General features: G+C 66.6%; 24 protein-coding genes. 1 reads left to right on the forward strand and 23 read right to left on the reverse strand.

Translation table 11 applies throughout. The features are described 5' to 3' along the window. Positions 1-8: 8 nt before the first annotated feature. The 13 genes from rpoZ to CH273_RS19335 form a co-directional block, all read right to left on the reverse strand. Positions 9-314 carry a DNA-directed RNA polymerase subunit omega gene (gene rpoZ / locus CH273_RS19275; protein WP_032377808.1) on the reverse strand — a complete coding sequence of 102 codons (306 nt, stop codon included), beginning with the start codon at positions 312-314 and terminating at the stop codon, positions 9-11. A gap of 72 nt (positions 315-386) precedes the next feature. Beyond that, the gene (gmk, locus tag CH273_RS19280) at positions 387-998 is read right to left on the reverse strand and encodes a guanylate kinase (RefSeq protein WP_032397992.1); all 612 of its coding nucleotides are present in this window, start codon (positions 996-998) and stop codon (positions 387-389) included. A 5-nt stretch (positions 999-1,003) separates the two neighbouring features. After that, positions 1,004-1,324: an integration host factor, actinobacterial type gene (gene mihF / locus CH273_RS19285; RefSeq protein ID WP_027496987.1), complete on the reverse strand. Its 321-nt coding sequence runs from the start codon at positions 1,322-1,324 to the stop codon at positions 1,004-1,006. Between the two features lie 210 nt (positions 1,325-1,534). After that, positions 1,535-2,365: an orotidine-5'-phosphate decarboxylase gene (gene pyrF / locus CH273_RS19290; RefSeq protein ID WP_032397991.1), complete on the reverse strand. Its 831-nt coding sequence runs from the start codon at positions 2,363-2,365 to the stop codon at positions 1,535-1,537. Then, positions 2,362-5,736 carry a carbamoyl-phosphate synthase large subunit gene (gene carB, locus CH273_RS19295; protein ID WP_032397990.1) on the reverse strand — a complete coding sequence of 1,125 codons (3,375 nt, stop codon included), beginning with the start codon at positions 5,734-5,736 and terminating at the stop codon, positions 2,362-2,364. Before carB ends, pyrF begins: the two co-directional genes overlap by 4 nt. Beyond that, positions 5,736-6,866, reverse strand: coding sequence for a glutamine-hydrolyzing carbamoyl-phosphate synthase small subunit (gene carA, locus CH273_RS19300; protein WP_032397989.1), 1,131 nt, complete (start codon positions 6,864-6,866; stop codon positions 5,736-5,738). The genes carB and carA overlap by 1 nt, the downstream gene beginning before the upstream one ends. After that, entirely contained in the window at positions 6,863-7,369 is a 507-nt protein-coding gene (locus CH273_RS19305) for a PH-like domain-containing protein (protein ID WP_032397988.1), read from the reverse strand. Before CH273_RS19305 ends, carA begins: the two co-directional genes overlap by 4 nt. Before the next feature lie 4 nt (positions 7,370-7,373). Then, a complete protein-coding gene (locus tag CH273_RS19310; RefSeq protein ID WP_032397987.1) occupies positions 7,374-8,690 on the reverse strand; it encodes a dihydroorotase in 1,317 nt (438 codons plus the stop codon). After that, complete coding sequence (locus CH273_RS19315) at positions 8,687-9,739, reverse strand: aspartate carbamoyltransferase catalytic subunit (RefSeq protein ID WP_032397986.1); 1,053 nt, start codon at positions 9,737-9,739, stop codon at positions 8,687-8,689. The genes CH273_RS19310 and CH273_RS19315 overlap by 4 nt, the downstream gene beginning before the upstream one ends. Next, entirely contained in the window at positions 9,736-10,323 is a 588-nt protein-coding gene (gene pyrR / locus CH273_RS19320; RefSeq protein ID WP_032397985.1) for a bifunctional pyr operon transcriptional regulator/uracil phosphoribosyltransferase PyrR, read from the reverse strand. Before pyrR ends, CH273_RS19315 begins: the two co-directional genes overlap by 4 nt. Before the next feature lie 139 nt (positions 10,324-10,462). Further along, a complete protein-coding gene (nusB, locus tag CH273_RS19325) occupies positions 10,463-11,017 on the reverse strand; it encodes a transcription antitermination factor NusB (RefSeq protein ID WP_045195309.1) in 555 nt (184 codons plus the stop codon). 1 nt (position 11,018) lies between these two features. Further along, positions 11,019-11,582, reverse strand: coding sequence for an elongation factor P (efp, locus tag CH273_RS19330; protein ID WP_027496978.1), 564 nt, complete (start codon positions 11,580-11,582; stop codon positions 11,019-11,021). 77 nt (positions 11,583-11,659) lie between these two features. Continuing rightward, positions 11,660-12,763 (reverse strand): M24 family metallopeptidase, encoded by a 1,104-nt coding sequence (locus CH273_RS19335; RefSeq protein ID WP_032398443.1) that lies wholly within the window; start codon positions 12,761-12,763, stop codon positions 11,660-11,662. 106 nt (positions 12,764-12,869) lie between these two features. On the opposite strand from CH273_RS19335, the gene CH273_RS19340 reads away from it, so the two are divergent. Further along, positions 12,870-13,559, forward strand: coding sequence for a B-4DMT family transporter (locus tag CH273_RS19340; RefSeq protein ID WP_032397984.1), 690 nt, complete (start codon positions 12,870-12,872; stop codon positions 13,557-13,559). A gap of 51 nt (positions 13,560-13,610) precedes the next feature. Here CH273_RS19340 and aroB read toward each other — a convergent pair whose 3' ends face one another. From aroB to CH273_RS19390, 10 genes are all read right to left on the reverse strand, one after another. Beyond that, positions 13,611-14,723: a 3-dehydroquinate synthase gene (gene aroB / locus CH273_RS19345; protein ID WP_032397983.1), complete on the reverse strand. Its 1,113-nt coding sequence runs from the start codon at positions 14,721-14,723 to the stop codon at positions 13,611-13,613. A gap of 14 nt (positions 14,724-14,737) precedes the next feature. Further along, the gene (locus CH273_RS19350) at positions 14,738-15,289 is read right to left on the reverse strand and encodes a shikimate kinase (RefSeq protein WP_032397982.1); all 552 of its coding nucleotides are present in this window, start codon (positions 15,287-15,289) and stop codon (positions 14,738-14,740) included. Continuing rightward, positions 15,286-16,473 (reverse strand): chorismate synthase, encoded by a 1,188-nt coding sequence (gene aroC / locus CH273_RS19355; protein ID WP_032397981.1) that lies wholly within the window; start codon positions 16,471-16,473, stop codon positions 15,286-15,288. Before aroC ends, CH273_RS19350 begins: the two co-directional genes overlap by 4 nt. Before the next feature lie 12 nt (positions 16,474-16,485). Continuing rightward, positions 16,486-17,058 (reverse strand): prepilin peptidase, encoded by a 573-nt coding sequence (locus tag CH273_RS19360; RefSeq protein WP_230597018.1) that lies wholly within the window; start codon positions 17,056-17,058, stop codon positions 16,486-16,488. Between the two features lie 121 nt (positions 17,059-17,179). After that, positions 17,180-18,019: a shikimate dehydrogenase gene (locus CH273_RS19365; RefSeq protein WP_371828396.1), complete on the reverse strand. Its 840-nt coding sequence runs from the start codon at positions 18,017-18,019 to the stop codon at positions 17,180-17,182. Continuing rightward, positions 17,994-19,406 (reverse strand): endolytic transglycosylase MltG, encoded by a 1,413-nt coding sequence (locus CH273_RS19370; RefSeq protein WP_032397979.1) that lies wholly within the window; start codon positions 19,404-19,406, stop codon positions 17,994-17,996. The genes CH273_RS19365 and CH273_RS19370 overlap by 26 nt, the downstream gene beginning before the upstream one ends. Continuing rightward, on the reverse strand, positions 19,403-19,933 hold the full coding sequence (gene ruvX, locus CH273_RS19375; protein WP_371828395.1) for a Holliday junction resolvase RuvX: 531 nt from the start codon (positions 19,931-19,933) through the stop codon (positions 19,403-19,405). Before ruvX ends, CH273_RS19370 begins: the two co-directional genes overlap by 4 nt. 5 nt (positions 19,934-19,938) lie before the next feature. Then, complete coding sequence (alaS, locus tag CH273_RS19380) at positions 19,939-22,608, reverse strand: alanine--tRNA ligase (protein ID WP_032397977.1); 2,670 nt, start codon at positions 22,606-22,608, stop codon at positions 19,939-19,941. A gap of 42 nt (positions 22,609-22,650) precedes the next feature. Beyond that, entirely contained in the window at positions 22,651-24,021 is a 1,371-nt protein-coding gene (locus CH273_RS19385) for a replication-associated recombination protein A (RefSeq protein WP_032398441.1), read from the reverse strand. 88 nt (positions 24,022-24,109) lie between these two features. Then, positions 24,110-25,279 carry a protein kinase family protein gene (locus tag CH273_RS19390; protein ID WP_032397976.1) on the reverse strand — a complete coding sequence of 390 codons (1,170 nt, stop codon included), beginning with the start codon at positions 25,277-25,279 and terminating at the stop codon, positions 24,110-24,112. Positions 25,280-25,334: the final 55 nt, after the last annotated feature.

Genomic DNA, 25,334 nt, shown 5'->3' on the forward strand with positions numbered 1-25,334 from the left:
TGAGGTTCTTATTCGCCTTCGGTGTGCTCGAGCAGATCCGCGTGGATCTCGCGGAGAGCGATCGACAGCGGCTTCTCCTGCAGACCCGGCTCGACGAGAGGTCCGACGTATTCGAGGATGCCGTCACCGAGCTGGTTGTAGTAGTCGTTGATCTGACGTGCACGCTTGGCTGCGTAGATCACGAGGGCGTACTTGGACGAGGTGCGGGCGAGCAGCTCGTCGATGGGTGGATTGGTGATGCCGAGCGGCGTGTCGTAGGCCGGCAGAGCGCTGCGTCCGTCGAAGTCGGAAACGGCCGCTGAAATGCTGCTCACTGATGATCTCCTGAAATTGCATCGTTGGTGCTACGAACTAGCTGGTCGGGGCCTCGTGCGCCGTGAAACTGGTCAGCTGTTGCCGACCGACGACCTACCGACCAACAAGGATACCAACTGTTCGCACGAATGGTCGACATCGGTATTGACAACCACGGTGTCGAACTCGTCCTGTGCGGCCAATTCCACCCGTGCGGTCTCCAACCTCCGCTCGGTGGCCGCGCTCTCCTCGGTCGCGCGCCCGACCAGACGGGCGACCAAGTCGTCCCATGTCGGTGGCGCCATGAACACCAACAAGGCCTCGGGCTTGGACACCCGCACGGCACGGGCACCGGCCAGATCGAGCTCGAGCAGCACCGGGCTGCCCGCCTCCAGCGCGGCCTCGACGGGTGCGGCCGGAGTTCCCGACCGCTGCAGACCACCGTGAATGCTCGCCCATTCGAGCAGCTCGTCATCGGCGATCATTCGATCGAACTCGCCGGCGGAGACGAAGTGGTAATCCTGCCCGTCCACCTCGCCCGGCCGCGGCGATCGCGTCGTGACCGACACGCTGAAGACCAGCTCGGGCAGCGCCGCACGCACGAGCCGAACGACACTGGACTTGCCGACGCCGGAGGGGCCGGACAGCACCACCAACCGGCCGCGCTCGTTCTCCGGGACCGATGTCGCCGCAGTGTCACTCACCGTCGTCAGGCCTCGAAATCGAACTTCGTCAACAGCGCCTTGCGCTGCCGATCACCGAGACCGCGCAGTCGACGGGTTGGCGCGATCTCCAATTCCGTCATCAACTCCGCGGCCTTGACCTTGCCCACCTTCGGCAGGGCCTCGAGCAGCGCGGAGACCTTCATCTTTCCGAGGATCTCGTCCGTCTCGGCGTCCTTGAGCACCTGCTTGAGGTCGGTACCGCCGCGCTTGAGGCGCTCCTTGAGTTCGGCGCGCGCTTTCCTGGCGATCGCGGCCTTCTCGAGGGCAGCGGCGCGCTGCTCGGGGGTCAACTGGGGAAGGGCCACTGTCGGTTCCTCCGTCTTCTCGTTTCTGGGCGATACGACGCACACGATCGCTGTCGGCACGTCGACCATCGGTCTTCCACTGCCACCGATCGCGGTCATCAGCGCTGCGCACTGGCGATCCGCACTGTTCGTCGGCAGCGTTAGCGACCGTACCGACGACCCGCGTGAACCGCTAACTCGCCCCCGAGCGCCGATGCGCCGCAGCATCGACTATGCGAGACCGGCTTCGATCTCGTCGCGCAATCGTGTCGCCGCGTCGCGCAAGGCCGTCACCGACGGGCCAGCGGCCAGGACACCGCGAGAGGAGTTGGGCAGCAACAGCTCACGCGAATCGCGGAAGATCTCCGCGAGATCGGCAACGGTTGCTCCCTGCGCTCCCAGACCAGGCGCGAGAATCGGACCGGTGTAGTTCGACAGGTCGAGACCGTGATCACGAGTGGCACCGACGACCATCCCCACCGTGTCGGCATCGACGCGATTGCGCGCGGCTGCGGCGTCGACGATCGACTGAGCCACCGACCCACCGTTCGACGTCGCGGCCCGCTGCAGGGCCGAGCCCTCCGCATTCGAGGTGCGGGCAAGCACGAACAGCCCGCGCCGGTGTCGCACCGCTCGATCGACGGTCTCCCCGAGCGAATCGAAGCCCAGGTACGGCGAGACCGTGACGGCATCGGAGGACAGCGGCGAATCGGGTTCGAGCCAGGCCTGCGCGTACGCATCCATCGTGGTGCCGATGTCGCCGCGCTTCGCATCGGCGATCACCAGGGTGCCCGCGTCCCTGAGCACACTGACAGTGCGTTCGAGCACCGCGTACCCGGCCGATCCGTAGGCCTCGAAGAACGCCACCTGAGGCTTGACGATCGCCACCTCACCGACGAACGCTTCGACACACAGCTCGGCGAACACCTCGAGACCGTCCGCCGAGCGTGGTAGGTCCCATGCCTCGAGCAGAGCCGGATGCGGATCGATACCGACACACAGTCGACCGCGCGCCGCGACCGCCGAACGCAGACGATCCGACCAACTTCGATCGTGCGTCATTCCACTCCCAGCCCATCGGGTCGGTCCGCAGGCTCCACTCCCAGCCCCTGCTTCAGACCCGCATGCAGATCCTGCAACGAGCGAACACCGATTCCGCCGGCGATACCGGCTTCGATGCCCTGCACGGCTGCCGACGCGCCCTGCACCGTGGTGATGCACGGAATGTTCTGCGCCACCGCGGCGCTACGGATCTCGTACCCGTCGACGCGGGGGCCCGAGTTGCCGTACGGGGTGTTGATCACCATGGCGATGTCACCTGCGAGTATCCGGTCGACGATGGTCCGCTCCCCCTCCGGCACGTCCTCGCCGGACTGCTTGTACACCTGCTCACACTTGATTCCGTTGCGCCGCAACACATCTGCAGTGCCTTCGGTCGCCAGAATCGTGAAGCCCAGATCCGCGAGTCGCTTCACCGGGAAGATCAGTGATCGCTTGTCCTTGTTGGCCACCGACACGAACACCGCGCCGCCCGCAGGCAACGAGCCGTAGGCGGCGGTCTGACTCTTGGCGAAGGCGGTACCGAAATCGAAGTCGATTCCCATCACCTCACCGGTGGACTTCATCTCCGGGCTGAGCAGAGTGTCCACTCCGGTTCCGTCCGCACGACGGAACCGGTTGAACGGCAACACCGCTTCCTTCACCGCGATCGGGGCGCCGGCCGGTACGGTGCCACCGTCTCCGGTCTCGGGCAGGATGCCTGCGGTCCGCAGCTCGGCGATGGTCTCCCCCAGCATCACTCGGGCGCAGGCCTTCGCGAGCTGTACCGCAGTCGCCTTGGAGACGAACGGAACCGTGCGGCTCGCACGCGGGTTGGCCTCGAGAACGTACAGGATGTCGTCCTTGAGTGCGTACTGCACATTGAGCAGGCCGCGCACGCCGATGCCCTTCGCGAGAGCCTCGGTGGACCGCCGGACGTTCTCGATGTCGGTCTTGCCGAGTGTGATCGGCGGCAACGCGCACGCCGAGTCGCCGGAGTGGATACCGGCCTCCTCGATGTGCTCCATGATGCCGCCGATGTAGACCTCGGTGCCGTCGCACAGTGCGTCGACGTCGATTTCGACCGCGTCTTCGAGGAACCGGTCGACCAGCACCGGCCGGTCGTCCGAGATCTCCGTCGCGTTGGAGATGTACGTCGCGAGCGAGGCCTCGTCGTACACGATCTCCATGCCGCGTCCGCCGAGAACGTAGGACGGACGCACCAGTACCGGGTAGCCGATCCCCGCGGCGATCTCACGGGCTCCGTCGAACGTCGTCGCGGTGCCGTACTTCGCTGCCGGCAGTCCGGCTGCGTCGAGCACCTTGCCGAATTCGCCACGATCCTCGGCGAGGTCGATGGCCTCGGGCGACGTGCCGACGATCGGGACGCCTGCGGCCTTTAGCCGCTTGGCGAGCCCGAGCGGGGTCTGCCCGCCGAGCTGGACGATGACGCCCCGCACCGTGCCCGACGCCGCCTCGGCCCGGTACACCTCGAGGACGTCCTCGAAGGTCAGTGGCTCGAAGTACAGGCGGTCCGCGGTGTCGTAGTCGGTGGAGACGGTTTCGGGGTTGCAGTTGACCATCACCGTCTCGTAACCGGCCTCGGACAGGGTCTGCGCCGCGTGCACACAGCTGTAGTCGAATTCGATGCCCTGGCCGATGCGGTTGGGACCCGAGCCGAGGATGAGCACCTTGGGGCGGTCCGGCTGCGGGGCGACCTCGGATTCGGCTTCTGGGTCGAGCTCGTAGGTGCCGTAGTGGTACGGCGTCTTTGCCTCGAACTCGGCGGCGCAGGTGTCGACCGTCTTGTAGACCGGATGCACACCGAGCTCGGTACGGAGCGCCCGCACACCGTCCTCACCGTCGAGTTCGGGGCGCAGAGCCGCGATCTGGCGGTCGGAGAGACCGTGATACTTCGCCTGGCGCAGCAGCGCCTCGTCGAATTCGGCCGCCTCGCGAACCTGAACGCCGAGTTCGTGGATCTGCTGGAACTGGTCGAGGAACCACGGGTCGATCTTGGTCGCCTCGAACAGCTGCTCGAGGGTGGCACCCATCGCGAAGGCCTTCTCGATCCCGTACATCCGACCGTCCTGAGGAACGGACAGATCCTCGAGCAACGCCTCCAGGCTCTCTGCCTCGACCTCGGGGCCGGTCCAGTAGCCCGCGCGCTTGGTTTCGAGCGAGCGCATCACCTTGCCGAAGGCCTCGGTGAAGTTGCGGCCGATCGACATCGCCTCGCCGACGGACTTCATCGTCGTGGTCAGCGTGCCGTCGGCACCGGGAAACTTCTCGAACGCGAACCGCGGAGCCTTGACGACCACGTAGTCCAGGGTCGGCTCGAAGCACGCCGGGGTCTCGCGGGTGATGTCGTTGACGATCTCGTCGAGGGTGTAGCCGATGGCCAGCTTGGCCGCCATCTTCGCGATCGGGTAACCGGTTGCCTTGGACGCCAGCGCCGACGAGCGTGACACACGCGGGTTCATCTCGATGACGACGAGGCGACCGTCCGCCGGGTCCATCGCGAACTGGATGTTGCAGCCGCCGGTGTCGACGCCCACCTCACGCAGGATGTCGATTGAGAGGTCGCGCATCTTCTGGTATTCGCGGTCGGTCAGCGTCATGGCCGGGGCGACGGTCACCGAGTCGCCGGTGTGCACGCCGACGGGGTCCACGTTCTCGATGGAACACACGATGACCACGTTGTCGCGGCCGTCGCGCATCAGCTCGAGCTCGTATTCCTTCCAGCCGAGGATGGACTCCTCGATGAGGACGTTCGCCGTGGGCGAGGCCGCAAGTCCGCCGCCGGCGATCCGGGTCAGGTCCTCGTCGTTGTACGCCAACCCCGAACCGAGACCGCCCATCGTGAACGACGGACGTACGACCACAGGGAAGCCGAGCTCGGCGACGGTCTCGCGGACCTCGTCCATCGTGTAGCAGACGGCCGACTTGGCGGACTCGCCACCGACCTTGGCCACGATGTCCTTGAACTTCTGCCGATCCTCGCCGCGCTGGATGGCGTCGAAGTCGGCACCGATCAGCTCGACGCCGTACTTGGTGAGAATGCCCTGATCGTGCAGCGCAACAGCGGCATTGAGCGCCGTCTGTCCACCCAGAGTGGCGAGCACTGCCTGAATGGGGTGACCCTGCTCGGCTTCGCGGGCGAAGATCTTCTCGATGAACTCCGCCGTGATCGGCTCGACGTAGGTGGCGTCGGCGAACTCGGGGTCGGTCATGATCGTCGCGGGGTTGGAGTTGACGAGGCTGACCCGCAGTCCTTCCTCGCGCAGCACTCGGCAGGCCTGGGTGCCGGAGTAGTCGAACTCGCAGGCCTGACCGATGACGATCGGGCCGGATCCGATGACCAGGACGTGGTTCAGGTCTGTGCGGCGTGGCATTACTTCTTCTCCTGAAGGACGCTGGTGAAACGGTCGAAGAGGTAGGCGGCGTCGTGTGGACCGGCCGCGGCCTCGGGGTGGTACTGCACGGAGAAGGCGCTACCGCCGATCAGCTCGACGCCCTCGACGGTGCCGTCGTTGGCGCAGGTGTGACTGATCCGGGCTCGGCCGAAGTCGGTGTCGAACTCCTCGCCCGCTTCGCCTTCGAGTGCGAATCCGTGGTTCTGCGCGGTGATCGCGATGCGGCCGGTGGTGTGCTCGATGACCGGGATGTTCATCCCGCGGTGGCCGAACTTCATCTTGTAGGTGCCACGGCCGAGTGCGCGCCCGAAGATCTGGTTTCCGAAGCAGATACCGAACAGCGGCAGCTCACGCTCGAGCACTTGCCTGGTCAGTGCAACGCTGGTGTCGGCCGTGGCCGGGTCGCCTGGTCCGTTCGACAGGAAGACACCGTCGGGGTTCAGTTCCAGAACCTGCTCGATGGTGGTGTTCGACGGCACCACGTGCACGCGGATACCGCGCTCGGCGAACATCCGCGGGGTGTTGGTCTTGATACCGAGATCGACTGCGACGACGGTGAATCGAGCATCCCCGGTCGGCTCGATGGTGTAGCCGGCTCCGGTGGTCACTTCACCGGCGAGGTCGGCACCGAGCATCGACGGCTGACCGACCACCTGCGCGAGCATCTCGTCGGAGGTGCCGAGGGCGTCGCCCGAGAACACTCCCGCACGCATGGACCCGCGGGTGCGCAGGTGTCGGACCAGGGCTCGCGTGTCGATTCCGGCGATGCCGACGACGTTCTGCGCCTCGAGCTGGTCCTGCAGCGTTCCGGTGGAGCGCCAACTCGAGGTGCGGCGTGCCGGATCTCGGACGACGTAGCCGGCGACCCAGATCTTGTTGGGATCCTGCGCGCTTGCGGCTTCACCGTCCTCCTGGTTCCAGCCGGTGTTACCGATCTGCGGCGCAGTCGCGACGACGATCTGTCGGTGATAGCTCGGGTCGGTGAGAGTCTCCTGGTACCCGGTCATTCCGGTGCAGAACACGGCCTCGCCGAGGGTGCGCCCCTGTGCGCCGAATGTGGTGCCGCGGAATGTCCGGCCGTCCTCCAGAACAAGAACTGCGCTGCTCACGCGGTTTCCTCCTTGGTTTCTCCGGTGGAACTCGCTGTCCACACCGGGTAGATCTGCTTGTCGTCGGCCCGGAAGCCGGTGTCTATCTCGGTCCCCGTCGGCAGCTCCCAGCGAATGACCAGGAGCCCGTCCTTGGTCATGACCTTGCCTGCCAACCCGCGTTCGGTACGGATCGCGCGGATCGATTCCGCCGGGATCCAGATGGGAGATTCACCGTCTCGGTCGAGCAGGATGCCCTTCTCGTGTCGGGACAGTTCACCGGTGGACCGGTGGCCGATGTCGCCGACGGCGATGCGGTCCTGCCAGCTCGGAGCGATGGTGCTGCCGACGTACAGGCCGGTGCTCGGCTCGACGAGGGTTGCTCCCAGATCGTCCGGCACGGCCGGGAAGTCACCGATTCGCTCTTCCTGGCGCTTCTGCCGTCCTCGCCAACCCCAGAAGATCAGCGCGATCATCAGCGCCCAGAACAGGATGAATCCGATGACGATGAGAACTCTGTCCACGGCTCTACTCTCCCGCTCTGTTCGCCACGGCTCCGTCGCGGACGGTGATTCGCCCGCGCAGCACCGTCGTGGTCACCTTCGAGGAGAAGCTCATGTCCTCGAACGGCGTGTTGTGTGCGACGCTGGCCAGCTTCTTGCCGGAGACCGTCCAGCTCGCTTTCGGGTCCACCAGCGTGAGGTTGGCGATCTCACCGACCTCGATGGGCCGTCCCTGATCGGCCAATCCGACGATCTGGGCGGGACGCTCGCTCATCACCCGCGCCACGCCGCGCCAATCGAGCAGTCCCGGGGTCACCATCGTGTCGACGACGATGGACAGTGCCGTTTCGAGCCCGAGCATTCCGGGACGGGCGATCGAGAACTCACAGCACTTGTCCTGCTCGGCATGCGGAGCGTGATCGGTTGCCACACAATCGATCACACCGTCGGCCAAGCCCTTGCGCAGGGCGTCGACATCGGACTTCTCGCGCAGTGGTGGGTTCACCTTGTTGATCGCGTCGTACGTCTCTAGCCGCGAATCGTCGAGCAGCAGGTGATGCGGGGTGACCTCGGCGGTGATCGAAATGCCCTGTCCGCGTGCCCATTTCATCAACTCGACGGTGCCTGCAGTGGATGCGTGACAGATGTGCACCCGCGCACCTGCGTCACGAGCCAGCAGGGCGTCGCGTGCCACGATCGATTCCTCGGCCGCACGCGGCCAACCGGCCAGTCCGAGGCGCGCCGCCGTCGGCCCCTCGTGTGCGACGGCACCGACGGTGAGCCGGGGCTCCTCGGCGTGCTGAGCGATGAGCACACCGAGGGAACTCGAGTACTCCAGCGCCCGACGCATGATCAGTGGATCGTCGACGCAGTGGCCGTCGTCGGAGAACATCTTCACCCGGCCGATTCCCGCGGCCATCGTGGCCATCTCGGCGAGCTGCTTGCCCTTCAATCCGACGGTGATCGCTCCGACGGGGTGGACGTCGACGAGACCGACTTCCTGCCCCCGACGCCATACGTGGTCGGTCACCACCACCGAGTCGGCGACCGGGTCGGTGTTCGCCATCGCGAACACCGCGGTGTAGCCGCCCAGAGCTGCTGCGGCCGAACCGGATTCGATCGTTTCGGTGTCCTCGCGGCCGGGCTCGCGCAGGTGCGTGTGCATGTCGACGAATCCCGGCAGCAGTATCTGGCCGCGGGCGTCGACGACCTCGGCTCCGTCGGCGTCGAGGTCCGAGCCGATCCCCGCGATCTCCTCACCGGCGATCAGGACGTCGGTCTCGGGGCCCTCGCCGTACAGCAGCACGCCGCGCAGCAGAACGGAGGTCGCAGGTGCGGTCACGACGCACCCCCGTCCGAACCGACCAGCAATCGGAACAGCACCGCCATCCGCACGTGAACTCCATTCGTAACCTGTTGCAGGACTGCAGTTTTCGGAGAGTCGGCCACCGAGGACGCGATCTCCATACCGCGCAGCATCGGACCGGGGTGCAGTACGACGGCATGCTCGGGCAGCAGGTCGAGCCTGCGCTGCGAGAGCCCGTACGTGATCGAGTACTCACGAGCGGAGGGGAAGAATCCGCCGTTCATCCGCTCGGCCTGCACTCTGAGCATCAGCACCGCATCCAGTCCGGGAAGTTCGGCGTCGATGTCGTGCGAGACCCGCACCGGCCAGCCGGTCACTCCGACGGGCAGCAGGGTCGGTGGTGCGATCAGCACCACCTCGGCACCGAGCGTGGCCAGCAGGATCGCATTCGAGCGCGCCACCCGGCTGTGCAGGATGTCGCCGACGATCGCGATCCGACGGCCGGCGATGTCGCCGAGTCGTTGGCGCACCGTCAAGGCGTCGAGCAGAGCCTGGGTGGGGTGTTCGTGCGTGCCGTCGCCTGCATTGATCACCGCGGGGCCACCTCCAGGAGTGGAGCCTGCGGAACGACCAATGAGGCCAGGAGTGGAGCCTGCGGAACGACCGACGAGGCCGGGAGTGGAGCCTGCGGAACGACCATCGGTGGTGCTGCCGGTGCCCTGATCGGCGGTCCATTGGGCGATCTGATGTGCGGCACCGGATGCCGGGTGCCTGACGATCAGCGCATCGGCTCCGGCGGCGCGCAGCGTCATCGCGGTGTCGCGGAGCGACTCCCCCTTCGACACCGACGAGCTGCTGGCGCTGACGTTGATGACGTCGGCGCTCATCCACTTGCCTGCGACCTCGAACGAGACGCGGGTACGTGTCGAGTTCTCGAAGAACACCGTCATGATGGTGCGTCCGCGCAATGTCGGGAGCTTCTTGACTTCGCGGCCGAGAAGCGCCTGCTCGAATCGTTCGGCTTCGTCGAGGAGTTCGGTGGCCGATTCGGCCGTCAGGTCGGCGACCGAGAGCAGATGCTTCATCGAGCGGATCCTCCCTCGGACAGGCTGACCCCGTCGCGGCCGTCGTGTTCGGAGAGCAACACCGACACGTCCTCGGTGCGCGCTGTGGGGACGTTCTTGCCGACGTAGTCCGCCCGAAGCGGAAGCTCGCGGTGGCCGCGGTCGATCAGGACTGCGAGCTGCACGGCGCGGGGGCGACCGAGGTCACGGAGGGCGTCGAGCGCAGATCGCACGGTTCGGCCGGAGAACAGCACGTCGTCGACAAGCACCACGAGTGCGTCGTCGACACCGCCTGCGGGCACCGACGTACGCTCGAGCGGACGGTGCGGCTTGTTTCGCAGATCGTCGCGGTAGAGGGTGATGTCGAGAGAACCCAGCGGGGGGCGTACTCCGGAGAATGCCTCGATACGTTCGGCGAGACGTTCCGCCAACGTGGTCCCGCGGGTGGGAATGCCGAGGAGCACCACGCGCGGCGAGTCGGCGGCGTCGAGGGCCGTCTTCTCGATGATCTGGTGGGCCATGCGGGAGATGGTGCGCCCCACATCGGCCGAGGACAGCAATTCGCGAACGGCGGGGTTCGCGGACGAGCTTTCGGGCGCAGGCAAACTACGACCTCCTTCTCCGCCTCTCTGGACGGATCGTTAAAGGATGTCTGACAACAACTGCGTAGAGCCTAGCAACGCTCTGCGAACCACGACCAGCAGGCTCGCAGAGCGTTCGGTCACACGGGCGTCGACCGGTCGATCACTGCTCGGCGTCGACCGATGCCTCACCGGACGCGTCGGTTTGCGTACGGCTCGAGACCGCCGCGGCCGCGGCGCGTACCTGCGGCGCGACGAGGACGATCTGACCCAGTACGCCGTTGACGAAGCCGGGCGAATCGTCGGTGGACAACTGCTTGGCCAGCTCGACGGCTTCGTCGACGGCCACGACCGGTGGAACATCGGTGGCGTGGAACAACTCCCACACCGCGACGCGCAGGATGGCCCTGTCCACTGCGGGCAGACGGGTGAGCGTCCAGTCCTTGAGGTGATCGGCGATCACGCCGTCGAGGCGATCGAGATTCTCGGCGACGCCCTCGACCAGGGTCGAGGTGTAGTCGCTGACGGGAGCGATGGTGTCGTCGCCGCGCGCGAGTTCGATTCGCTCGGTGGTGAGGTTCACCGGATCGACGTTGCGCGCCTCCGCCTCGAACAGAAAGTCCACCGCGCGCTTGCGGGCCTTGTGGCGCGCACCCAGCTTCTTCGCACCGGGGGCACCGTTCTGCGAGGCGGAGGAGGTCGACTTCTTCGATGACACGTTAGGAGTTCACACGCCCGAGGTAGTTTCCGTCACGCGAGTCGACCTTGAGCTTGTCGCCGGTGTTGATGAACAGCGGCACCGAGATCTCGGCTCCGGTCTCGAGGGTTGCCGGCTTGGTGCCACCGGTGGAGCGATCACCCTGCAGGCCGGGGTCGGTGTGCTTGACCTCGAGCTCGACGGTGACGGGAAGCTCGACGTACAGCGGAACGCCCTCGTGCATGGCGACCTGCACGCGCAGGTTCTCGAGCAGGAAGCGTGCGCCGTCACCGACGGTTGCCTCACCGATCGAGAGCTGGTCGTAGGTGTCGGCGTCCATGAACACGTAGTCGCTACCGTCGTGGTAGAGGTACGTCATGTCGCGACGGTCGACCGTTGCGGTCTCGACCTTCACACCGGCGTTGAACGTCTTGTCGACGACCTTGCCCGAGAGCACGTTCTTGAGCTTGGTCCGCACGAATGCGGGCCCCTTACCCGGCTTGACGTGCTGGAATTCGATGATCGACCACAGCTGGTTCTCCAAGTTGAGAACCAGTCCGTTCTTGAAATCGCTGGTGGAAGCCACTTGCTTCGCGTCTCCTCAATCGTTTGTGCGCGTGACGCGCCGTCGGTCACGTGCTTGGATTCGCTCCAGCCCGCGCGCTAGACGGACGTGAGTTCCTTGCTTGTCAGGGTGAGCAGTTCCGGACCCCCGTCGCGAACGACGAGTGTGTCCTCGATCCGAACGCCGCCGCGACCGGAGAAGTAGACACCCGGCTCGACGGTGACCGCTGCACCGCTCAGCAGTGTACCGGTGCTCGTCTTCGCGATTCCCGGCGCTTCGTGGATTTCCAGGCCGACGCCATGGCCGAGCCCGTGCAGGAAGTACTCCCCGTACCCCGCATCCTCGATCACAGAGCGCGACGCAGCGTCGACCGATGCGGTGGTCACCCCTGGAGCCAGAGCGTCTCGACCGGCTGTCTGCGACCGCTGCACCAGCTCGTACAGATCGCGCTGCCACTGCGCGGGAGTCCCGATGACGAAGGTGCGAGTCATGTCCGAGTGGTAGCCGCCGACGAGTGCACCGAAGTCGAGCTTGACGAAGTCTCCGTCGGCCAGCACCGCATCGGTCGGCCGGTGATGCGGGACCGCCGAATTGGCTCCGGCAGCGACGATGGTCTCGAACGACACAGCATCGGCACCGTGGTCGAGCATCGACGACTCCAACTCGCGGGCGACTTCACGCTCGGTCCGGCCTGCACGGATCCCGCCCCCACCGATCAGGTCGGCCAGCGCGTCGTCGGCGGCGCGGCAGGCGTCCCTGAGCAATCCCACCTCGAACTCGTCCTTGACCATGCGCAACGACTCCACGACACCCGGTGCGCGCACCAACTCCACGGCACCGTCGAGCTCCGACCACGCGCGGTGTGCATCCACTGTCACCACGTGGCTCTCGAAGCCCACGCGACCCGTGTTGCCCGCGACCGACGATCGAAGCAGATGCACCGCCGACGCCCGGTCGATCTCGGCGCGCAGATCCGGGACCTGTTCGGCCACCTGAGTGACGTACCGACCGTCGGTGCAGATCACCGTCCGATCCTCGTCGCCGGCCGAATCGGCCGCCGAGACCAGCAACACGGCATTCGAGCCGGTGAAACCGGTCAGGTATCGGACGTTGAGAAGATCGGTGATCAACATCGAATCGAGTCCGTCGGCGGCCAACAGTTCTCGTAGGGCACCACGACGGGCACCGAAATCGGCAGGCATGGTTTCGACATTACCGGGCGTGGCACACGCTCCCTTCGACTCGACCGGGTCATCGAACTTGTGGGCCCCGACACACAAAGTTCGACGTGCGGATATGCTGTGCCGCATGACTGGGTGGGCAGTGCGTGGCATAAGTATGGGATTGGTCAACGTCGTCGTTCGACTGCTGCTGGGGGCAGCAGTGTCGATGTGGCCGCTGAGCGGATCGGCACTGCGCTGGGTGGCCTACGCCCTCGTGCTGCTCGTCATCATCGTGTGGGCCGGCATCGACGGAATCCGTGACCGACGCAAGCATCCCGACCCCGACGACGGCGAGGACCTCACCATGGTCTGGCTCAAGGCCGCAGTGGTCGGCGGGCTCCTCGGAGGTCTCCTGAGCTGGATAGTCGACTTCTTCGTCGACTTCAGCCTGGGGCAGAACGGTCTGGTCTTCGAGTTGACGTCCGGAGCCGCGTTCACCATTCTCACCATCTTCATCGCCGCGAGCATCGCGGTGTTCGCGGGAAGGCAGATCGTCAACCGCGAGGCCAAGAAGAAGTTGGCCACGTCGGACGCCGAACGCGCGCACGACCGCCAGCTGGTCAACGCCGGTCAGGAGAATCGGTCGAGACAGGGCGGGGCAACGCAGTCCGAACCCGCGCGGTCCGAACCTCAGCGGTCCGAAACTCATCGGTCCGAAACTCAGTGGGCCTCCGAGCACGGCGAAGCCGACACCGAGGTGTTCTCGGCGGTGGACGCAGACGGCAAGCCGCGTCTGGACAAGCGTGGACGTCACGGCAGCGCCGACGGTTCCTGACTCCCCCACACCGCCCGTTCTTCGTCCGTACCCGAGTCGCCTCTCACGAGGTCACAACAGAATGGCCGACCCACCTGCGGCCGGGGCCTCGCGACCGACCGCGGAGAATGCGGCGACGAGCAGTGCCGGGTCCGGCCCCTCGAGCCGTCCGGGCTTGGCGAGACCGTCCAGAACCACGAACCGCAACAGCCCGGCCCGGTTCTTCTTGTCCGTCTGCATGCCCTTGAGCAGATCCGAGAACGCGTGCTCGTCGTAGGTGACCGGCAAGCCGACCGATTCGAGAATCGAACGGTGGCGGTCGGCCGTGGCGTCGTCCAGGCGTCCGGCCAGGCGTCCGAGCTCGGCCGCGAACACCAGACCGACCGACACCGCGGCACCGTGGCGCCAACGGTACTGCTCCCGCCGCTCGATGGCGTGCGCGAGCGTGTGCCCGTAGTTCAGAATCTCGCGCAGGTTCGACTCGCGCAGATCCGCCGCCACGACCTTCGCCTTGACCTCGACCGAGCGCCTGATCAGCTCCGGCAGCACGTCGCCGGTCGGATCCAGCGCTGCGGCAGGATCCGCCTCGATGATGTCCAGGATCTTCGGATCGGCGATGAACCCGGTCTTGATCACCTCGGCCAGGCCCGAGACGATCTCGTTCTTCGGCACGGTCTCGAGCGTCGCCAGATCGATCAACACGGCGGCCGGTTCGTGGAACGAGCCGACGAGGTTCTTGCCCGCATCGGTGTTGATGCCGGTCTTGCCGCCCACGGCCGCGTCGACCATGGCCAGCAGCGTCGTCGGCACGTGGACGATACGGACTCCGCGCATCCAGGTCGCGGCAACGAAGCCGGCCAGGTCCGTTGCCGCGCCGCCACCCAGACTGACGATGGCGTCGCTGCGGGTGAGACCGATTCGACCGAGAACCTCCCAGCAGAACCCCGCCACTGCCAGATCCTTGCCGTCCTCGGCATCCGGGATCTCGATGCGGTGAGCGTCGATTCCCTTGTCCGCCAACGCAGCTCGCACAGCCTCCGCGGTCTCGGCCAGCGGAGGTTGGTGGAAGATCGCCACGGTGGCCGTTCCGGCGAGCTCGTCGACGAGGTCCGTCAACAGACCTCGGCCGATGATCACCGGGTACGGGTTGGCTGTCTCGACCTGGACGCGCACGGGCTCTGTCATCGAATCACCTTCATCTACTGGGGGTTTCTCTCGTTCGCATCGCGCCCGGGAACAGGGGCGATCGCCGTCAGCTTCGCCACCAACTGACCCACGACCCGAGCGGGGCTGCGACTGTCGGTGCGCACTCGCACCGTGGCCACCGAACGATAGAGAGGTCGCCGATGACGCATCAGTTGCTGGTACTTCGCACGCGGGTCGGGGCCCGCGAGCAGCGGCCGAACCGTGTTCGCACCGGTTCGCCGAAGCCCCTCGGCCACACTGATCTCCAGGTACACCACGGTGTGCCCGGACAGTAGGGCGCGGGTCGCGGGCGACAGCACGGCACCACCGCCGAGGGAGACGATCCCGTCGTGCGATGCCAGAGCACCGGCGACTATCCGCTCCTCGATCTGCCGAAACGCCGGTTCGCCGTCGTGCGAGAAGATGTCGGCGATCGTGCGACCGGTGTCTCGCTCGATGGCCACGTCGGTGTCGAACAGGTCCAGGTCCAGCGCCTGTGCCAGCCGTCGACCGATCGTCGACTTCCCTGCTCCCGGCGGTCCGACGAGGACCGCGTACGGGGTCATCGTGGAGGTCGGGCGGCGGTGCCCTTCACGTAGTGGTCGACGTTGCTCGTCGTCTCCGCCAGCGAGTCCCCACCGAACTTCTCCAACGCTGCCTGCGCGACCACCAGGGCGACCATGGTCTCCGCGACGACGCCTGCAGCCGGAACAGCGCATACGTCCGAGCGCTGATGAATGGCCACTGCCTCGTCACCGGTCGTCATGTCGACCGTTGCCAGCGCACGCGGAACCGTCGAGATGGGCTTCATCGCCGCCCGCACTCGCAGTGCCTCACCGTTGGTCATACCGCCCTCGATGCCGCCTGCGCGGTTGGTCGAGCGCAACACACCGTCCGGGCCCGGCTTGATCTCGTCGTGGGCGACGCTTCCGCGTCGGCGCGCGGTCTCGAAGCCGTCCCCGATCTCGACCCCTTTGATGGCCTGGATACCCATCAGTGCTGCGGCGAGTCTGGCGTCGAGTTTGCGTTCTCCGGAGACGAACGATCCGAGGCCGACGGGTAGGCCGTGCACGACGACCTCGACGACGCCGCCGAGGGTGTCGCCGTCCTTCTTCGCGGCTTCGATCTCGGCGATCATCGACTCCTCGGCGGCCTTGTCGAACGCGCGAACCGGGGAGGCGTCGATCGCGTCGAGGTCGGCACCTGCGGGCGGCGGTCCGACATAGGGGTCGGACGCACCGATCGAGATCACATGGGACACGACGTCGACGCCGAACGCCTGCTTCAGGAACAGACGGGCGACAGTGCCGATGGCGACCCGGGCGGCGGTCTCACGAGCGCTGGCGCGTTCGAGCACCGGACGAGCGTCGTCGAATCCGTACTTGAGCATTCCGGAGAAGTCGGCATGACCGGGCCGCGGCCGGGTCAACGGAGAGTTGCGCGCAAGATCCGCGAGCACTGCGTCGTCGACGGGGTCGGCCGACATCACCTGCTCCCATTTGGGCCACTCGGTGTTGCCGACCTCGATCGCAACCGGCCCGCCCATGGTGCGTCCGTGTCGGACACCGCCGGTGAGGGTCACTTTGTCGGCCTCGAACTTCATGCGGGCACCACGGCCGTAGCCGAGGCGACGGCGCGCGAGTTGAGAGGCAATGTCGTCCGAGGTCACCTCTACTCCCGCGACCATTCCTTCGAGGATGGCGACGAGAGCGGGTCCGTGGGATTCTCCGGCAGTTATCCAGCGCAGCACTCGAACATCTTTTCACGCCAGTGACGCCGCGGATGCCAGCAGGGTGGCCGCGCACATGGACGGGCCGTGCGCGATGCGCGCGCGCCCGTGCCCGAACGCCGCGACGACCGACCCCACCACGGCAGTTACCACCGGTGCCGCCACTGCGGCGATCGCCCATCCTTCTCCGCCGCCCACGCATGCGATCGAGCCGACCGACCAGGCGAGTTTGACGTCCCCCGCGCCGAACGCGGCGGGCGCGAGAAGGTGAACGACCAGGTAAATCGCGAACAGCAGAGCGCCGCCGAGCACTGCGCTCGCCGAGCCGGTGACCACGAGCGCGATCGTCACCACGATCGCTCCGGGGACGGTCAAGACGTTCGGCAACCGGCGTCGCTGCAGGTCGACGGCGCTGAGAGCGGCGAACCACCACGTCGTTATGCACAACGAGAACGCGTACTCGGAGCCGCCGAACCGCCACCAGACCCATCCGGTCCCGATCGCAGACAGCAACGGCAGGAGCCGAGGATTCCATCGGGCCAGGCAGCGGCGAATCGTCATCCCCGCGGCGGCGCCGACCACGACCGCGACACACAGACCCATCATGATCGAAGGGTTGCATCGCGGTGGCGGCCGGCTGTGACGAAAGCCCAGGTGGCAGATTGCCCTGTGGACAACTCACGACCTGTGGACAACTCGCAGCCCGTGGACTATCGGCGGACGAAACTCACCGCACGGTGGCCAGAGCGTCCCGCATGATGGCTCGTGGTGCCGGCTTGCCGGTGAATTGCTCCACCTGCCCGTAGGCCTGGTTGAGCAGCATCGACAATCCGCTGATGACGGTTCCACCGGCCGCCTCCACGGCAGCTGCCAGGGGCGTCGGCCAGGGATCGTAGATGGCGTCGAGTACCAGCGGCGCATGGGCGAGATCCGACGCGATGTCGGCCGCTCCGGCCGCCGGAACGGTGCTCACCAGTACCGCCGAGGCCGCTGCGACAGTGGCGAGACGAGGGTCTGTCATGTTCACGAACTCCGCGCGCATTCCCGCGGTAACGGCGCAGTCCAGTGTGTCCCGGGCGCGCTCGGCCGACCGCGCGACCACGGTGACCGCAGCCGCTCCGAGCCCGGCCAGCGCCACGATCGCCGGCCTCGACGTTCCCCCGGCACCGACCACCGTCACGGTGCTACCGGACAGGTCCGCGACTCCGGCGTCGCGCAGTGCACCCACGATTCCGTCGACGTCCGTGCAGTCGGCGCGCCAGCCCGACGCGGTCCGCACCAGGGTGTTCGCCGAGCCGGCCAGAACTGCACGCGCGGTGCGTTCGGTCGCGTACTCCAGAGCGGCAACCTTGCCCGGCATGGTGACCGAAACGCCGACCCATTCGGGGCCGAAACCGTCGAGCAGGCCGGGCAACTGCTCACCGGTGCAGTCAATGCGCTCGTAGGTCCAGTCGGTCAGGCCGAGCGCGCGGTACGCAGCGCAGTGCAGCACCGGCGACTTCGAGTGTTCGACGGGGCTTCCCAGCACCGCGGCGCGCACGTCAGCGGCCGCTGTCGAGGAAGCCACCCTCGACCTTGGTGATGTTGGCCAGGTGTTCCTCGTAACTGCGGGTGAACAGGGTTTCGCCCGCCTGGTTGATGGTCACGAAGTACAACCAGTCACCGTCGGCGGGCATCTCGACCGCCTGCACCGCACCGATACTCGGCGAGGAGATCGGGGTTGCCGGCAGCCCTTCGCTGGCATAGGTGTTCCACGGGGTGACGCGGGCGCGGTCGGCGTCGGTGGTGGCCACCTCGGTCGTGTCGAGCGAGTAGTTGACCGTCGAGTCGAACTCGAGCTTCTGCGGTACGGCGAGGCGATTGAGAATCACCCGGGCCACTTTGCTGAAGTCCTGGGGCAGGGACTCACGTTCGACGAGCGACGCAGCGACGAGGGTGTCGTACGGAGTCAGCCCGGAGTTGGCGCCCGCGGTGAGAATTCCGGTGTCCTCGTAGCGGGTGGCACTCTCGGACACCAACTGCTCGAGGATGTCGGTCGGTGCCGCGCTGGGATCGAAGTCCCAGGTACCCGCGGCGATCAGGCCCTCGAGCTGGCGATCGCGGTCCGGGACTCCTTCGACGCGATCGGTGGCCCAGTCGGGCACGCCCAGGGCGGCCGGGTCGTCCACAGCTCCGGCCGCGTTGAGGTCGTCGTAGCTCACGCAGGTGGGGGTTCCACTGCCGGTTCGGTCCACGCAGCTGGCCTCGGAGATCAGGGTGTAGATGCCCTTCTTGACCGCACCGGTGTTCACGTCGCGAGCGTCGTGCAACTGGCGGCCCTCGGAGATCACCATGTTGCCCACTCGGGACGCGGGGTCGACCAGTTCGGAGACGGCCTGCGAGGCAGGCACGTTGCTGGCGAGCAGATAGAAGCCGGGTTGAACCGAGGTGATGGCGTTGTTCGACAGCGCTGCTTCGAGGAACGCCCCCGAGCTGGCCACGACACCTTTGTCCGCTGCCTGGGTACCGATCTGTTGCGCGGTGTCGTTCGGATGAACCTGAATCACCACGCCGTCCCCCGGTGAGCCTGCGGCGAAGTCCGCGTTCGGTGTCGTGCGATTGCCGAACTTGTTCACCGCGAAATACCCTCCGCCTGCCACTGCCACGATCAACACGAGCCCGAGCACCGCAGCCACCAAGCGGCCGCGACGCTTGCGGCTGGACGCGGCTCGGTCCTTGCGGCTCGCAGCACGGCTGCGTCCGACCTCCTGGGGCACCGCTGGGCGCTCGGCCTCGCGATCGGGCTCGCGATCGCCGTGACGAGAGGCCCGTGGGTGCGGCTCCTGCCGCTGCGGATGGCCGTGGAGGCTGCGGTGGAACTCGCTGCCCTCGTCCACCGAATAGCCGATCGGGTCGGTGTGCGCCTCGTCCGCGCGCGCGTCTCGGCGGTCCCGATCGGGCCCTTGGTAGTTCACTCGTCGACCTCCGTCGATCCTGAATTCGTCGCTGCACGATCCGATACGGCGCGGCGCTCGTCGAGCCACCCCTGCAGTATCGCCACCGCCGCAGCCTGATCGATCACCGATCGTTGGTTCTTGGCTCGCACTCCACTGTCCCGTAACGCACGCGATGCGCTCACGGTAGTCAGTCGCTCGTCGGCCATCCGAATCGGAACACCACCCAACCGCCGGTAGAGGGAACGGCCGAATCTCTCGGCTGCCTCGACGGCGCTGCCGCGTTCTCCGCGCAGCGTTCGCGGAAGCCCGATCACGATCTCGACTGCCTCGTACTCGGCGACGATCTCCGCCACTCGCACCACGTCCGGCGCGTCGGGACCCTTGATCTTCGAGCGCGGCACGGTCTCGACCGGCGTGGCCAGCACACCGTCCGGATCGCTCGCGGCGATGCCGATGCGGACGCTGCCGACGTCGATGCCGATACGACGGCCACGTCCGGGATCGTCGGCACCGGGCCGATCGGGGCCACGCCCCTGAGTCACCACGATCGTCAGTGGGTCGTGAGTTCGGTCAGTCGAGCCCGAGCGGCGTCGATACCGGCGTCGATTCCGGCGACGTCCGATCCCGATCCCTGGGCCAACTCGGGCTTGCCGCCGCCTCGGCCACCGATGCTCGGACCGAAGGCCGCCACCAGATCGCCTGCCGCGACGCCTGCATCCTGAGCTGCCTTGTTGGCCGAGACCACGAACGGGACCTTGCCGCTCACGGTGCCGAACAGCACCACCACGGCCGGATCGGTGCCCAGCCGTCCTCGAATGTCGGTCACCAGGGTGCGCAGATCGTTACCGCCGACACCCTCCGGTGCTCGGGCAACCACCGCTCGCACGTCACCGAATCGCTCGGCCTTGCCGACGAACTCACCTGCCGAGGCCAGCACAGCGGCGGCCTTGACGGCGTCGAGTTCCTTCTCCGCGACCCGCAGGCGCTCGACCAAGGTCTCGATGCGCGCCGGGACCTCCTCGGACGGAACCTTCAGCGAGGACGCGATGCCGGCCAGCAGCGCGCGTTCCTTGGCGAGGTAGCGGTAGGAGTCGAGGCCGACGAATGCTTCGACGCGGCGCACTCCGGAGCCGACGGACGATTCACCGAGAATGGTGACCGGTCCGATCTGCGACGAGTGCTGCACGTGCGTACCACCGCACAGTTCCATCGAGAACGGTCCGCCGATCTCGACCACCCGCACCTCGTCGCCGTAGTTCTCGCCGAACAGGGCCATCGCGCCCATCTTCTTGGCGCTGTCGAGGTCGGTGACCAGGGTGTTGACCGCGAAGTCCGAGCCGACCGCGTCGTTGGCGACGTTCTCGATGTCGTCGCGCTGCGCCTCCGAGAGCGCGCCCTGCCACGAGAAATCGAATCGAAGGTAGCCGGGCTTGTTCAACGAACCCGCCTGCGTCGCGTTCGGACCGAGGACCTGTCGCAGGGCCGCGTGCACCATGTGGGTACCGGAGTGGCCCTGCGTCGCACCCTTGCGCCAGGCGTGATCGACGTCGACGTGGACGGTGTCGCCCTCGGTGATCTGCCCCGACTCGACCACGGACTTGTGAGTCCAGAGCTTCTTGGCGATCTTCTGCACGTCGTCGACCTTGACCGAGAGCCCGGGCGCGGTGATGGTGCCGATGTCGGCGATCTGGCCACCGGACTCGGCGTAGAGAGGGCTGCGGTCGAGAATGATCTCGATCCGCTCCCCCGCAACCGCGGTCGGAACCCGGACGCCGTTGGAGATCAACGCCAACACCGTTGCGTCGGAACCGAGTTCGTCGAATCCGGTGAACTCGGTCGGCGAACCGTCGACGAAGTCCTTGTAGACCGTCAGGTCGGCGTGTGCGTGCTTACGGGCGCGAGCGTCGTCCTTGGCCCGGTTGCGCTGCTCGGCCATCAGCGACCGGAATCCGTCCTCGTCGACCGACAACCCCGCCTCGGCGGCCATTTCGAGCGTCAGATCGATCGGGAACCCGTAGGTGTCGTGCAGTGCGAACGCTTCTGCGCCGCCGATCTTCTTCGCACCCGACGCCTTGACTGCCTCGGCGGCACCCTCGAACAGCCGTGAACCCGAGGTGAGTGTCTTGAGAAACGCGGTCTCCTCCCCCACGGCGACGGTGAGAATTCGATCGAAGTCGGTGACGAGGTTCGGGTAGGACTCGGCCATCGTGTCGCGCACGACGGTGATGAACTGCGCCATCGTCTCGTCGGGTGCTCCGAGCAGCCGTGCCGATCGCACGATGCGGCGCAGCAACCGGCGCAGCACGTAGCCGCGGCCGTCGTTGCCGGGGTTGACGCCGTCCGAGATGAGCAGCGCGGCGGTGCGCGCGTGATCGGCGATGACCCGGAAGCGGACGTCGTCCTCGTGATTCGCACCGTAGGCGCGTCCCGAGAGCTCCTCGGCCTTGGCGATGACCGGTCGGACGAGGTCGGTCTCGTAGACGTTGTCCACGCCCTGCAGTAGGAATGCGACGCGCTCGACGCCCATGCCGGTGTCGATGTTCTGCTTCGGCAGCGGACCGAGAATCTCGAAATCGTCCTTGCTGATCCCCTTGCCGCGTTCGTTCTGCATGAACACGAGGTTCCAGATCTCGATGTACCGGTCCTCATCGGCCTCGGGACCACCCTCGGCACCGAACTCGGGTCCGCGGTCGTAGTAGATCTCCGAGCACGGGCCACAGGGCCCGGGAATGCCCATGGACCAATAGTTGTCGGCCATTCCGCGACGTTGAATTCGTTCGTCGGGCAGTCCTGCGATCTCCTTCCAGAGCTCGATGGCCTCGTCGTCGTCGAGATACGCAGTGGCCCAGATCCGCTCGGGGTCGAACCCGTACCCGCCGTCCTCGACACTGTCGGTCAACAGCGACCAGGCATGCCGAATGGCGTCGCGCTTGAAGTAGTCGCCGAACGAGAAGTTGCCTGCCATCTGGAAGAACGTGTTGTGGCGGGTGGTGATACCGACGTTCTCGATGTCGAGGGTGCGCACGCACTTCTGGACGCTCGTCGCCGTCTTGTACGGCGGTGTCTGCTGACCGAGGAAGAACGGGACGAAGGGGACCATGCCCGCATTGACGAACAGCAGATTCGGGTCGTCGAGGATCAACGACGCACTGGGTACTTCGGTGTGTCCCGCCTTCACGAAATGGTCGAGGAAACGCCTGCGGATCTCATGGGTCTGCACTGATACAGGTTAGCGTCCGAGGCCGTGTACCGACTCAAGGGCCTATCGGCCTCGGATGATGCGTCGCAGTTTCCCCACTCTGGTCGCGATTTCTCGCTCGGCGCCGTGTTCGGTGGGCTCGTAGTAGTTCACGCCCACCAGCTCGTCCGGTGGGTACTGCTGCCCCAGCACGCCGCCGGGACTGCTGTGCGGGTACCGGTACCCGACGGCGTTTCCCAATCCTTGCGCTCCCTTGTAGTGGCCGTCGCGTAGATGCGGCGGCACCGATCCCGACTTGCCCGCCGCCACGTCGGCCATCGCCGCACCGAGCGCACCGATCACCGCCCCGGACTTGGGGGCGGTCGCCAGGTGGATCGTGGCCTGCGCCAGAGCCAACCGCGCCTCGGGCATCCCGATCATCTGCACCGCGCTGGCAGCGGCAGTCGCGGTCTGCAAGGCGGTGGGATCGGCCATCCCGATGTCCTCGCTTGCGTGCACGACCAGACGCCGCGCGATGAACCGCGCGTCCTCGCCTGCCGTGATCATCCGAGCCAGATAGTGCAGGGCGGCGTCGACGTCGGACCCTCTGATCGACTTGATGAACGCACTGATGACGTCGTAATGCTGGTCTCCGTCGCGGTCGTATCGCACGGCGGCCTTGTCGACACTGGCTTCGACCGTCGCGAGGTCCAGCGTTCCGTCGGTCGCGGCACCCGCTGCCGCCTCCAGAGCCGTCAGCGCTCGGCGGGCGTCGCCGGCCGCGAGACGCACCAGGTGATCCATGGCGTCCTCGGCGATGGTCACCGCACCGTCCAATCCGCGCGGATCGTTGGCGGCACGAGTGAGCAACAACTCGATGTCCTCGGATCCCAGCGGTTGCAACTGCAGCACCAACGACCGGGACAGCAGCGGAGACACCACCGAGAACGACGGGTTCTCGGTGGTCGCAGCCACCAACAGCACGATCCGATTCTCGACGGCGGCGAGCAGTGCATCCTGCTGCGTCTTGGAGAACCGGTGCACCTCGTCGATGAACAGCACGGTCTGCTCACCCGAGAGGAGTCGGCGTCGCGCCAATTCGATGACGTTGCGCACTTCCTTGACTCCGGCCGACAGGGCCGACAGCGCCTCGAACTTGCGTCCGGTCGCCCCAGAGATCAGCGACGCCAGCGTCGTCTTGCCGGTTCCCGGTGGACCGTAGAGCATCACCGAGGACGCACCGGAGCCCTCGACGAGCCGCCGCAGCGGTGCGCCGGGAGCCAACAGATGAGACTGCCCCACCACCTCGTCGAGGGTCGTCGGCCGCATTCGCACCGCCAGCGGGGCGTCGGGCCTGACATAGGCGGACGTCGGACGGGATTCGGCGATCGTCGCCTCCGGTGCCGCAGGAGTGTCGAAGAGTCCGTCCTCGCCGAACTCGTCGCTCCCCGAGATGTCCCCGCCCGAGATGTCACTTCCGAAACCGCTGCTCACCGGTCGAACGCTACCGATCCGACCGCTGCGAGCGCGAACGACGTCTTTCTCAGCGCTCCCACTTCGTCCGCAGAGCGGTTCCGACCGACGTCGCGTACTCCGCGATGCCTGTTTCGCCGACGCGCGCCGCACTGTCCGCCAGCACCGCCCACCGCGAGATCAGTGCCTGCGACCGCGGAACCGACAGATGGTGCGCCCGCGCGGCTGCGATGCGAGTGTGGTCGTCGGGCAGGAACCAGTAGGTGCTCAGCCACACCCAGATCAGACGCGCGTCGAGGATCTTGCTCGCCAGGGCGGTGTCGTCGGCCAACGCAGGCCAGATGCCCACCACTTCCGCGCGCCAAGCGTCGATCATCGCCTGCTCGCGATCGTGCGAGAGCTCGAAGCTGCACAGGCAACCGGGGAACGACGCCAACGCGTAGGTGATGTCGAGGGTGGCGTCACGGAATCCGCCCCACTCGTAATCGAGGAATCGCACGCCTTCGTCGTTGACGATGATGTTGTCGGGGCACAGGTCGGACGGGCTGAAGGCACGGAAGGCTCCGTGCGCGAACAGCCGTCCGCTGCGAGAGACGCGATCGAGAATCGCATCGGGGGTGGCTCCGACGCCCAGGAGATCGGTCAGCATCCCTGGAACCTCGGCGAGCGCGCCCGGTATCTGGGCGGAGATCCCGTCGGTGGAATCCGGTTGCCCCACCCGACGCAACAGAGCGGCGAAGTCGTCCTCGCGGCCGACGGTGGCGGCGTGCATGCGGCCGAGTGCCTGGGCCATGGCCATCAGAGAATTGGTCACCGCGGCTTCGTCGGAATTGCGCAGCAGAGTGGTGATGGGACTGGCGTCGCCGAGATCGCTGAGCACCAGCAGCCGCGCATCGAGATCGTAGGCGTGCAGCTCGGGTCCTGGCCTGCTGTCCGTGGCCAGGGCGTTGGCGAACTGGTACGAGGCCGCCTCGCGCAGGAACGCACTCGAGCTGGAGATGTCGGCGAGCTCGGCGGGCTGTTCGGATTCGGCGGGCAGGTCGCGGACCTGCTTGATCACCAGGGTGCGGGGAAGTTGAAACGGGTTCTCGGAGACTCGGACTCGCAACACGATCGCTTGGCCGCTACCCCCCAGGTTCACCGGGTCGATCAACGTCACCGGAGCTCCGGTGCGTTTGGTGAGGAGTCGCTGAGCTGCTGCTACTACCTCTGATACAGGGTCTGCCAGTGTTGCGGTCATCGATGTCCAAGCTACCCGTTCGGTGCGTTCTGCTGTGCTGTGTCGACGACTACGA

The sequence above is a fragment of the Rhodococcus sp. 05-339-2 genome (genome assembly GCF_002258965.1).
GTDB lineage: Bacteria > Actinomycetota > Actinomycetes > Mycobacteriales > Mycobacteriaceae > Rhodococcoides.